The sequence below is a fragment of the Flectobacillus longus genome, assembly GCF_030056705.1.
GTDB classification, from domain to species: domain Bacteria; phylum Bacteroidota; class Bacteroidia; order Cytophagales; family Spirosomataceae; genus Flectobacillus; species Flectobacillus longus.
In genome coordinates, this window is record NZ_JASHIC010000023.1 from 73,174 (window position 1) to 85,474 (window position 12,301).

General features: G+C 37.9%; 9 protein-coding genes and 1 tRNA gene. 5 read left to right on the forward strand and 5 right to left on the reverse strand.

Annotation, left to right across the window (positions count from 1 at the left end; translation table 11 throughout):
• Positions 1 to 100: 100 nt before the first annotated feature.
• The 5 genes from der to QM491_RS17325 form a co-directional block, all read right to left on the reverse strand.
• The gene (der, locus tag QM491_RS17305; RefSeq protein ID WP_283328834.1) at positions 101 to 1,423 is read right to left on the reverse strand and encodes a ribosome biogenesis GTPase Der; all 1,323 of its coding nucleotides are present in this window, start codon (positions 1,421 to 1,423) and stop codon (positions 101 to 103) included.
• Positions 1,424 to 1,654: 231 nt separating this feature from the next.
• Entirely contained in the window at positions 1,655 to 2,560 is a 906-nt protein-coding gene (gene era / locus QM491_RS17310; protein WP_283328835.1) for a GTPase Era, read from the reverse strand.
• A 227-nt stretch (positions 2,561 to 2,787) separates the two neighbouring features.
• A tRNA-Met gene (locus tag QM491_RS17315) sits at positions 2,788 to 2,860 on the reverse strand.
• Positions 2,861 to 3,121: 261 nt separating this feature from the next.
• Positions 3,122 to 3,832, reverse strand: a complete 711-nt coding sequence (locus QM491_RS17320) for an ABC transporter ATP-binding protein (RefSeq protein WP_283328836.1) — start codon at positions 3,830 to 3,832, stop codon at positions 3,122 to 3,124.
• A gap of 89 nt (positions 3,833 to 3,921) precedes the next feature.
• The gene (locus QM491_RS17325; RefSeq protein ID WP_283328837.1) at positions 3,922 to 6,366 is read right to left on the reverse strand and encodes a hypothetical protein; all 2,445 of its coding nucleotides are present in this window, start codon (positions 6,364 to 6,366) and stop codon (positions 3,922 to 3,924) included.
• A gap of 513 nt (positions 6,367 to 6,879) precedes the next feature.
• On the opposite strand from QM491_RS17325, the gene atpD reads away from it, so the two are divergent.
• The 5 genes from atpD to QM491_RS17350 all read left to right on the forward strand — a co-directional run bounded on the left by atpD (position 6,880) and on the right by QM491_RS17350 (position 12,299).
• Positions 6,880 to 8,397 carry a F0F1 ATP synthase subunit beta gene (gene atpD / locus QM491_RS17330; protein ID WP_283328838.1) on the forward strand — a complete coding sequence of 506 codons (1,518 nt, stop codon included), beginning with the start codon at positions 6,880 to 6,882 and terminating at the stop codon, positions 8,395 to 8,397.
• Between the two features lie 102 nt (positions 8,398 to 8,499).
• Positions 8,500 to 8,730 (forward strand): ATP synthase F1 subunit epsilon, encoded by a 231-nt coding sequence (atpC, locus tag QM491_RS17335; protein ID WP_095160701.1) that lies wholly within the window; start codon positions 8,500 to 8,502, stop codon positions 8,728 to 8,730.
• 480 nt (positions 8,731 to 9,210) lie between these two features.
• Complete coding sequence (locus QM491_RS17340) at positions 9,211 to 10,242, forward strand: SAM-dependent methyltransferase (protein WP_283328839.1); 1,032 nt, start codon at positions 9,211 to 9,213, stop codon at positions 10,240 to 10,242.
• The gene (locus tag QM491_RS17345; RefSeq protein WP_283328840.1) at positions 10,243 to 11,508 is read left to right on the forward strand and encodes an NAD(P)/FAD-dependent oxidoreductase; all 1,266 of its coding nucleotides are present in this window, start codon (positions 10,243 to 10,245) and stop codon (positions 11,506 to 11,508) included.
• Entirely contained in the window at positions 11,505 to 12,299 is a 795-nt protein-coding gene (locus QM491_RS17350) for a DUF1365 domain-containing protein (protein ID WP_283328841.1), read from the forward strand. Before QM491_RS17345 ends, QM491_RS17350 begins: the two co-directional genes overlap by 4 nt.
• Positions 12,300 to 12,301 lie beyond the last annotated feature (2 nt).

Here is a 12,301-nt window from a genome sequence, read left to right on the forward strand (position 1 = left end):
TACAACAGAAAACTGTTGAGCCAGAGTGTCATGATAAAAGTACAATTGTAAGCCATATTCGTAAAGACAATTCTATCAGTTTTAGCTGATTGTCATTTTCTTATTTTTTTCTAAAGAATAATTGAATTGGAACTCCAGTGAAATCAAAGTGCTCACGCATTTTATTTTCCAAATAGCGTTCATAACTTTCTCTAATGTACTGTGGTAAGTTACAAAATAACACAAAAGCTGGTGATTTGGTTGGCAATTGTGTCAAGTATTTAATTTTGATGTATTTACCTTTCCATGCTGGAGGAGGGTAGTTTTCGATTACTTGAAGCATAACATCATTTAGTTTAGATGTTGGAATACGCTTCGTTTTGTTTTCGTACACCTCTAATACCTTTTCTACAGCTTGGAAAATACGTACTTTATCTTTTACCGAGGTAAAAATCATTGGCATATAATTGAGAGGAGCCAAACGCTGACGAATAGCATCTTCCAGACGCTTTGACGTCATAGAATCCTTTTCAACCAAATCCCATTTGTTAATCATTAATACAATACCTTTTTTCGCACGGTCGGCCATCGAAATGATGTTCATATCTTGTGCCTGCAAGCCCGTAAGAGGGTCAATGGTAGTGGCATCAATCACAACAACTGCGATGTCACATTCTTCCATCGCTTTTAATGAACGAAGAATAGAGTAATATTCTAAGTTATCATCAATTTTGGCTTTGCGACGAATCCCTGCTGTATCTGTAATGATAAACTCTTTTCCATACAAGGTATAGTGATTGTCGATTGCATCGCGTGTTGTTCCTGCCATATCAGTAACAATACTTCTTTGCTTACCTAATAAAGCATTCAAGAATGAAGATTTTCCCACATTCGGTTTACCTAAAATAGCGATTTTAGGAATATCTTGATGAGGATTTTCAACGCCTTCTTCTTTAAAATGACTTACAATGCCATCTAGTAAATCGCCTGTACCCGAACCATTTTCGGCAGAAATAGCAAAAGGTTCGCCCATGCCTAATTCATAGAACTCTACTGCTGTCAAGCCTTTTTCGAATGTATCTGCTTTGTTGGCAGCGATATAAACGGGCTTTTTTGAACGACGCAATACATTGGCAAAATCCTTATCCAAATCGGTAATACCCGAATGGCAATCTACTACAAATAATAACACATCTGCTTCGTCGATAGCTAATTCTACTTGTTCACGAATTGCCCCTTCGAATGTGTCTTCTGACCCGTGCACGTATCCACCTGTATCAATAACGGTAAAGTATTTACCTGTCCACTCGCCAAAACCGTAGTGACGGTCACGAGTTACACCAGATACGTTGTCCATAATCGCCTTCTTTTGTTCGATAAAGCGGTTGAATAATGTAGATTTACCCACGTTTGGGCGACCTACAATCGCTAAGATATTTGACATTTTGTTGGTTGTTTGAGCTGTTTCCCCAATTCATCCTGTCGAGCTTGTCATTGCAAGAAGGTTGTTAGAAATGGAGCACCTCTGGTTAAAAATAAATCTATGACACGAAGGTCATTAAAATCCTAATTGGATTGTTGGTTATTGGCAGTCAGTATTTAAAAAAAGACACTTTCGACTGATTACCTAAAGCCTTTCGTCAAAATAGGAGAGTAGCACGACTACTTGTGCTCATTAATCTTGGCTATAGCCAAACTGCTTGAGCTTTTGGGCTTTCGAACGCCACTCTGGTTCGACTTTCACAAATTGTTCTAAGAACACTTTTTTACCAAAGAATCTCTCTAATTCTTCACGAGCTTGGGTTCCAACTTTTTTGATAGATTCCCCTTTGTGACCAATAATAATGGCACGTTGGGTTACACGCTCCACGTAGATTTCTGATGAAATTCTGATAATATGATCTTCCTCTTTAAATGCTGTAATAGCAACTTCGCAAGAGTAGGGAATTTCTTTTTTATAGTTTTTGAAAATTTTCTCACGAATAATTTCCGAAGCAAAAAAGCGTTCTGGCTTATCTGTCAATTCATCCTTTTCGAAATATGGAGGATGATTAGGAAGACTGTCTACGATAGTATCAAAAATAGAGCCTATATTCTTTTGACTAAGTGCCGAAATTGGAATAATTGCTTGCGTTGGGAAACGTTCACGCCAGTGAGCAATTTTTTCTTGTACTTGTTCTTCTGTTGCCAAATCAATTTTATTAATTAGCAAAAGTACAGGAACATGATTGATGCGTGCTAGTTTGTTGATTACATCATCTTCGTCATATTTTTCGAAAATATCAGTAACAAACAAAATAATGTCTGCGTCCTCTAAAGAACTATGCACAAAACTCATCATAGATTTGTGTAGCTCGTATTTAGGCAAAATAATGCCTGGAGTATCAGAATAAACTAACTGAAAATCTACTCCATTATGTTGTCCATTCAAAATCCCCATAATACGATGGCGAGTTGTTTGGGCTTTGGAAGTGATGATAGAAAGACGTTCACCTACCAAAACATTCATTAAGGTAGATTTACCCACGTTGGGTTTGCCAATAATGCTGACAAAGCCAGCTTTGTGATTGATTTGTTCCATGACTAGTCCACGATTACCCTTGTCATGTTAATGGAGTCCCGTACAAGATAAGAAAACTCTATCCAGGATTTAGAATGGATTAACCACTGTTTTCTAAATTCCCTAATGATGAGTGTTTTGATGATGCTCGGGAGTTACCGTATCGGGCGATACAGCTCCCTATGGAATGACAACGATAAATTATTAAAAAATAAAAAGACGAGCCATACTAGCTCGTCTTTGCCTTGTAGCAGGAGCAGGACTCGAACCTGCGACCTTTGGGTTATGAGCCCAACGAGCTACCTACTGCTCCATCCTGCGGTGTTGTTTTTGTGTTTGTTACTGGGTTGCAAAATTAGGGAGTTGAAACGTTAAATGCAAACTATTGAGAAAGAAATTTTTAAAATTTTTAAAAATAATTTGCAAGTATTTGTATTTCAGATTGTTAAAAATGTAAAATTTTTCAAAAAATATCTGTGATTATCTCAGAATTTCATAAAAAACAAAAAAGGAGGGCTCCTTGGAACTCTCCTTTTTTGTTTTTTATGAAATGTACACCATGAAAATGGACAAAATCAGCTACTAAAACATGCCTTTTGCCTTACGGACATCTGGATTTACCTTGTCACTTTCTACCAAGCCATCTCTCAAACGTAAAATTCGGTGTGCGTATTGAGCAATATCATCTTCGTGAGTTACCATTACAATCGTATTGCCTTTTGAGTGTAATTGGTCGAACAAATCCATGATTTCATAAGAGGTTTTACTATCAAGGTTACCTGTTGGCTCATCGGCAAGTAGGATAGAAGGGTCGTTAACCAAGGCTCTGGCGATAGCCACACGCTGGCGCTGACCACCTGAAAGCTCATTGGGTTTGTGACCTGCACGGTTTTCTAAACCAACTCCTTTGAGAGCGAGCATCGCTTTTTCGATACGGTCGGCTTTTGAATAACCTGCATAAATTAATGGCAGAGCTACATTTTCCAATGAAGACTGACGAGGCAATAGGTTAAAGGTTTGAAATACGAAGCCGATTTCTTTGTTACGAACCGTTGCCAAAGCATCATCGCTCATTTTACTCACATCTTGTCCATTCAAAATATATTGTCCCGAAGTAGGTGTATCCAAACAGCCAACAATATTCATTAAGGTAGATTTACCCGAACCCGAAGGTCCCATAAATGCCACATATTCTCCTTTGTTGACAGAAATAGAAATCGACTTGAGTGCGTCTATTACCTCTTCGCCCATGATATAGCGCTTTGAAATATTGGTAGTTTCAATAATTTTCATGAATGTTTGAATGGTTAAAGTGAAAGTAAACTCCTCATACAATAGGTAAAAGGAGACTTGAGCTTTTTTCCTAAAACAAACATAGTTATTTATTGAAAACTAGCACTTTGTTTTTCGATAAGAGCGATTTTAGCTTGATATTGAGGCAGAAAACGCTGATAATCGGTAGGGAAGCGTTTTTGAAGTTCTTTCAAGGCATCTTTGGCATAAGTTCCCATTCCAATCGAAAGGCTTTGTAATATATACATTTGCCAGATAGCAGAATTATCTTTTCGCCATTTTAACGCATTATTTAAGATGCGATAAGCTTCTTCCGGTTTTTTATTATTGTTATAAAAAACACTCACTTTTTCCAAGACTTTTTCATTGAGAGGATGCTGATATATTGCCAACTGAGCAGCTTTAGCATCTACAATATTTTCGGAAAAGGTGTCGCTGGTGCTCTCTTTTTTGACCAATGTATTTAACAGCACTTGGTAATACTGTGTTTTGCTTGAACTGGTATCTGAGCTTGCCCAAGCTTGTAATTGTTCAAAAGTAAGCTGTTTGTCACCTTTGTAGAATTGTTGCATAGCATGGGCAAATTCTAAATCTTCTGAATATTGGTCATTTTCGGCTTTTTGTGCGAAGTCACGTAGCGGAATCAAAGCGCCAAGACTTTTCTGAAATAAAGCCGCATTGTAAATCCAAGCAAAAGTAGATACATCCAAGGCTTTTTGTTGGTTGGCTGAAACCTGAACCACCTCAGCTTGAGCTTGCGTACTTAGTTTAAGAGCAAGTGCGTTGGCCTGATAGCTTGGATAATCAATTGCTTTGAGCTGTTGCGTATATTCTTTTTGAGTAGCCAGTTTACCATTTTTTGCCCAAAATGCTACCAAATTACTAGCAGTAATAGGGGAATTGTTAGAAAACTCTTGAGCTTTTTCTAAATAAATCAAACTGGAATCTAGTTGTTTTGCTTTGTTATAGAGATACGCTAAGTTCGTAAGAATTTCAGTGTTTTGAGGAAATAGTTTACTGGCTTCTTTGAGGGTAAACATAGCGTCAAAAAAGCGATCACGGTCAGAGAAAGAGCGAGCAAGACCTTCGTAAGCATAAGGTGAAGGGTTTTTGGCTAAAGCTTTCTTAAAATAAATGGCTGCGGTTTCGTTGTCATTTTGTAAGAGTGCCAAGCTCGCAAGAGCGTAGTTGGTTTTATGATTTCTGAATTCTGCTCCTAAGGCCTGTTTGTATGCAACCTCTGCGAACCGATAATCATGATTTGCAACTTGATGGTCACCTAATGAATTATAGTAGGATGCCACCGCTTGATTAAGCGTGTAGAATGATTTCATTGAAAACAATGCCACCAAAATAATCAACGCCATGATACGAAATACATAAATAGGCAAACTCAATGGCTTGTATAATACTTTCGAAACGGGTAAACCTTGTTGGAAAAGTCCATAAAAATTAGAAAGTACATACAACAGGAATAGCATACCCATAACCAAGTTGGAATAGGTAATAATGTCTTCCCAGACCTCTATCATCGGGTCATTGGCGGTTGCGAAAGCATAAAAAATTCCTGAGATACTTAAAATTGCTAAACCAATATATATCAAGGCTGTAGCAAACTCGTGGTTGAGTACCTTTGCTGCCAAAATCATACGGTCAGTGATACTCCAAATCCCTAATATCGTAGATACTCCAAATAGCAGAAATGGATTGAGATAAAGCATATCCCAATCGATTACTTTGTTGTTGTGAAGAAAAACCAACAGTATGTTAATCCAATAAATCAGTGTAAGTACCACAAAATTGAGTAGATTTTGCGAGCCTTGAGCGCGTGTACTGATAAAAACAAACCATTTGGGAATCTCGTAAGCAATTCCAAAGGCAAATAGAGCACCCAAAATAAAAACTTGGGGAATGAGTTGAGTAGAAAAGTGAGTAATTGCACTTAAATAAGAAGATAGTTTAATCAAAATGCTTCCTATTACAAGCCAATATATTACAAAAGCGATAAAACGTATGAGGGCTGAGGTATTTCGTTTGAAGGCATGAAAAAAGTAACTCAAGCCCGCAAAACCAAGAATTATACCGAATCCTACCCAATTTCCTGTACGATTGAGAAACAAATCCCATTGTAGAGTCATAAGAAGAAATACACTTAATCCTGTAAAAATTAAATACCAAGTACGAGAAATGAAGGTAATTCCAGTATGAATTAATGAAAATGCGACAATAATTAAAATAGTAAAAATCCAAGATGCTTCTATATTAATACGCATAGTAGAAGCCAAAAACTGCTCACGAATAATATATGCTTTGCTAGGAATATGCAACATTCCATCGGCACTTTGGGCTGGGTCGAGGCTGATGGTAATATCATCTAGTTCGCTTAAGATGTCCCAATGAATGACATTTTCTAGATAATTGACATAGTAATAGGCCAAACCAACCAAGCTAGCCAGTAGAAGAGCGAGTGCAGAGAGAAAAAGCCACTGAGTATTTTTTTGCCAATGTTTCCAAAAAGCGAAAGAATGATTCATGAATTTGAGGGAATAAAATGATGCTAAACCACTACTGGTCGAATTAGTAGCGCAATAATACAACGAATTCTTTAGAACGTGTACCTTAAAAATCGAGCTAATTAGTCAAAGTCAATAAACGAGTAAGTTGAATTTGAATTGTTCGAGGATTTTTTTTTTGGAAAATTTCGAAAAAAAATCTCATTTTGAAAAGATGAAAATTTGGGCTAATTTTTTTTGCCAAACTTCTTCAAAAAACGATTTATCTAAAATAAATAGATTTTTTTGGAACATTGAGGAGGAAAAATATGGCAAAAGTAAGAGTGTGCTGTAAAAAAAGCAGGATGGCGATAGAAGCCAAACTAAATAAGATTCAACAAAACCTATACCTTTTCAGCAAAAAAACTGGTAAAAATCCAAAAACAACAATTGGTTATCTGAGATTTACAGAGTAATTTTGCGCTCCGAAACGGTATAGCAAATTCACACTTTGCTTAATCACTTGATAATCAGATAACAAAATCACAATACAAAATGGCAAATGCAGTCAATAAAGGAAAGGTTACGCAAGTAATCGGTCCGGTTGTAGACGTAAGCTTCGAAGGCGAAGGCTCTAAGCTTCCTGCAATCTTGAATGCCTTGGAGGTTAAGAAAGCCAACGGCACAAAAGTTATCCTTGAAGTACAACAACACTTAGGTGAAGACCGTGTACGTACAATCGCAATGGAGGGTACAGATGGTCTTCAGAGAGGTCAAGAAGTATTTGACTTAGGTCAACCTATTTCTGTTCCTACTGGCGACGCTATCAAAGGACGTTTGTTTAACGTAGTAGGTGAAGCAATCGATGGTATTCCTCAACCAGTATCTGCTACAAGATTGCCTATTCACCGTCATGCTCCTAAGTTTGAAGAATTAGCAACTTCTACTGAGGTTTTATTTACAGGTATCAAGGTAATTGACTTGCTTGCTCCTTATGTAAAAGGTGGTAAAATCGGTTTGTTCGGTGGTGCAGGTGTAGGTAAAACTGTATTGATCCAAGAACTTATCAACAACATCGCAAAAGCTTACGAAGGTCTTTCTGTATTTGCTGGTGTAGGTGAGCGTACTCGTGAGGGTAACGACTTGTTGCGTGAGATGATTGAATCAGGTATCGTAAAATACGGTGATGCTTTCAAACACTCAATGGAAGAAGGCGGATGGGATTTGAGCAAAGTAGATGAAGAAGCTTTGAAAGAATCTCAAGCTACGTTTATCTTCGGTCAAATGAACGAGCCTCCAGGTGCACGTGCTCGTGTTGCTTTGTCAGGTTTGACAGTTGCTGAATACTTCCGTGATGGTGATGGCGAAGGTAAAGGACGTGATATCCTTTTCTTTATCGACAACATCTTCCGTTTTACTCAGGCGGGTTCTGAGGTATCTGCCCTTTTGGGTCGTATGCCTTCAGCCGTAGGTTACCAACCAACATTGGCAACTGAAATGGGTGCGATGCAAGAGCGTATTGCTTCAACAAAACGTGGTTCAATTACTTCAGTACAAGCGGTATATGTACCTGCCGATGACTTAACTGACCCTGCTCCTGCAACAACATTTACCCACTTAGATGCTACTACGGTATTGTCTCGTAAAATTGCTGAGTTAGGTATCTATCCTGCGGTAGACCCATTGGATTCTACTTCTCGTATTCTTTCTGCTGACGTATTGGGTGACAAACACTACAATACTGCTCAACGTGTGAAAGAAATCTTACAACGTTACAAAGAATTACAAGATATCATCGCTATCCTTGGTTTGGACGAATTGTCTGAAGAAGATAGATTAGTTGTATCTCGTGCTCGTCGTGTACAACGTTTCTTGTCTCAACCATTCTTCGTAGCTGAACAATTTACAGGCTTGAAGGGTGCGTTGGTAGACATCAACGATACTATCAAAGGTTTCAACGAAATCATTGATGGTTTGTATGACCACTTGCCAGAAGCTGCATTCAACTTGGTAGGTACTATCGAAGATGCAGTTGCTAAAGGTGAGAAATTGTTGGCAGACGCAGCTAAATAATTTGGAAATTTGAAAATGTGTCAGTTTGAACAGAATTGACACATTTTTGATTTGAATTCTCTTCAAATTTTCAGCTTCTCAAATTTTCAAATTCTTATAGAAATGAACTTACAAATTATTACTCCGGATAAGACGGTTTTCTCTGGTGAAGTATCAGTGGTAACCTTGCCTGGAACTAATGGTTCTTTCCAAATTTTGAAAGACCACGCCCCAATCGTTTCTACGTTGGGTAAAGGCACTTTGATGGCTGATAAGCAAGAATTTACAATCGACGGCGGAGTGGTTGAAGTAGTTAACAACAAAGTGCTAGTTTTGGCCGAAGCTGTTTTGTAATTTGCTTTACAATGCCTTCTTCAAAAGCGATACAGTCTGACTGTGTCGCTTTTTGTTTTTTATATGTTTCTACAGTTATTTATTTCTTCCCAAATCTAAACTTACTTTTTCTTCGTAGATATTTTCAGAACACTTCAGATAAGTAAAAAAAGTTAGCTGTTATTAGTGTATTAGTTATTTTAGAATGCTTTCATAATCATCTGAAGAATACTACCAAAATCTGCCGCAGATATACTGTTAATTTAATCTTTTTTGCCGTATGGAAGTAACCAACCCATGGATAAATGATTACTATATCTCAAGCTTTTAGTTAATTTTTATCTGGAGTCTTAGCGTGCTGTTGTTGTTTTGAGGCTTTTACTCCTGTTAACCATTCTTAGTTCTTAAAATTTGAATCCTTTATTGTAAAAATATTGGTGATGCTCCTTTGCATTCACCCTGATACTTTATTGTCCTTATTTACTAACCTTATTTTGTTTTATGTGGTATAATTCATTGCTCGAAAAAGATCTATTGCCCGATTTTTTAATTCGATATGGTATTCGACAATTGGTCGAACAGCGTTTGAAAGATGAAAATAAAGGCGAAACAGAACTGCAACATCAATATTTTCTGAATCTCCTTGAGGAGCTTCGTAACTCGCCTATTGCTATCAATACAGCAGAAGCAAACGAACAGCACTATGAAGTGCCAACCCAATTCTATCAGTATTGCTTAGGGAAGCATCTCAAATATTCTTGTGGTTATTGGAAAGAAGGGGTAACCGATTTGGATACTTCCGAAGCTGATATGCTTGAACTAACTTGTCAACGTGCCGAATTAGCCAATGGACAGGATGTGCTAGAGTTGGGATGTGGATGGGGATCACTGTCATTGTACATGGCTGCCAAATATCCTGCAAGCCGTTTTACAGTAGTATCAAACTCCAAGACACAAAAGGCTCATATCGACGAACAAGCTCGTCAAAGAGGCATTGTAAACCTTCAAGTAGTTACTTCAGACATCAATGTGTTTGATACTCATAAAGATCATTATGACCGTGTAGTATCTGTCGAAATGTTTGAACACATGCGTAACTACAGACTTTTACTACAGAAAATATCGTCATTCTTGAAGCCCTCAGGAAAGCTTTTTGTTCACATTTTTACGCATAAAGAATATGCCTATAAGTTTGAAGTAATTGACGAGTCCGACTGGATGAGTAAGTACTTCTTCACAGGAGGTATTATGCCAAGTGACCATTTGTTATTTTACTTCAATGACCATCTTTCGGTAGATAAGCATTGGCATGTGAATGGTACGCATTATGGCAAAACATCAGAAGCATGGCTACAAAAAATGGATGCTCACAAAGCACAAATTATGCCTTTGTTTGAGCAAACCTATGGGAAAGACCAAGCGGTGAAATGGTGGGTATATTGGCGTTTGTTTTATTTGGCTTGCGCCGAATTGTTTGCCTACAACGGCGGTAATGAGTGGATGATTAGTCATTATTTATTTAAGAAAAACTAGATGGAAAAAATAGCAATCATAGGGACTGGCATTGCTGGGATGGGATGCGGTCATTTTCTCCATCAGGATTATGATATTTCTCTTTTTGAACAAAATAACTATATCGGCGGGCATACCAATACTGTGACCGTCGATGAGGAAGGTACTCCTGTACATATCGACACAGGATTTATGGTCTTTAATTTTCAGACCTATCCTAATTTGTGTAAACTTTTTGAGGAAATAAAAGCTCCTATCAAAAAGACGGATATGTCTTTTAGTGTACAACATTTGCCTTCACAACTCGAATACTGTGGCTCTGGACTCAATGGCTTATTTGCGCAAAGAAAACAGCTTTTTTCGTTGAAACACTGGAAAATGCTTTTGCAAATCGGTCGTTTCAATGAGCAATCTATCAAGATTTTGGACGACCCCAAATATCAGAATCATACCTTGGGGGAATATATCCGTGAGTTTGGTTTTGGCGAGGATATGCTCTGGAAATACCTTGTGCCTATGAGCTCGGCGGTGTGGTCGACACCTATGGAATTGATGCTCGATTTCCCTGCTGTTTCCTTGATTCGATTTTTTTATAACCATGGTTTTCTGGGACTCAATACGCAACATCAGTGGTACACACTCGATGGTGGAAGCCGTATGTATCGAGATATTTTGATAAAACCTTTTCAAGAAAAAATACAGATAGGTCGTGCTGCGGTAAGTGTCAAGAAAGAAGCAAACGGCGTGAGCGTATTGCTTAGTGATGGCACAACTGAGCTTTTTGATAAAGTTATCATAGCCACTCATGGCGACCAAGCGTTGGGCTTGCTCGAAGAGCCCTCTGTTTTACAAGATAAATTGTTATCTAAGTTTAAGTACCAGAAAAATATTGCAACGCTACATACCGACGAGTCTATTATGCCTCAAAATCGCTTGACTTGGAGTAGCTGGAATTATCGAATTGAAGCAACCGAACAAGGTTTGCAGCCTTCTATTATTTATTGGATGAATCAGTTGCAAGGTGTTTCTAAGAAGAAAAACTACTTTGTTTCGATTAATGCTCAGCCTAATATCGACCCTTCCAAGATATTGAAAGTGATAGAATACGAGCATCCGCTGTTTGATGTTCCAGCTATGCAAGCACAGCAACAATTGCATTTGCTGAATACCGAAGGAGGTATTTATTTCTGTGGAAGTTATTTCAAATATGGTTTCCATGAAGACGCTTTTGCTTCTGCGGTGAACTTATGTAGAACGCTTACGGGCAAAAATATTTATGGCTCATGAAATCCTGTATCTATGAATGTAAGGTAATGCACCAGCGAAGCGAACCCATCAAACATGGATTCACGTATAAGTTGTTTATGTTTTACCTTGATTTAGATGAACTTGATATCATTCCAAAACATGTGAAATGGATTAGTCGAAATCGTTGGAATGTGTTTAGTTTTTTTGATAAAAACCATTTGCAGTACCCAAAAGAAAAGCCTGAAACTAATAAAGGTGTCAAGGAGCAAATCTTGACGTACTTGCATGCCAAAGGAATAGATTTGAAAGGTGGAAAAATCATGCTTTTGACCCACCTTACTACATGGGGGTATCAGTTCAATCCTGTATCATTTTATTACTGTTTTGATGAAAAAAAACATCCTGTATGTGTGGTAGCGGAGGTGAGTAATACATTCAGAGAAATGAAACCCTATTTGATTCAGTCTTTTCTGGAAAAGGAAGATCGCTTCGAACATCGAGAAATCAAGCATTTTTATGTGTCGCCTTTTATTGATATGGATGCCGAATTTGACTTCAAACTTCATATACCCGACGAGTCGTTGCACGTTAGAATAGACGATTTTAAAGCTGATAAATCCTTTTTCAAAAGTACGCTTTGGGGTAAAAAGAAGCCACTAACCAATGCCAAAGTAGCTTGGTATGCGATTCGATTTCCGATGATTACCCTTCGTATTATGTGGCTCATTCATTGGAATGCTTTTGTATTGTGGCTGAAACGGATTCCATTTTATGCCAAAAAATCGCATCCAGAGCTTCAAAGAGACATATATCGACCCCTTTCTCACTAACC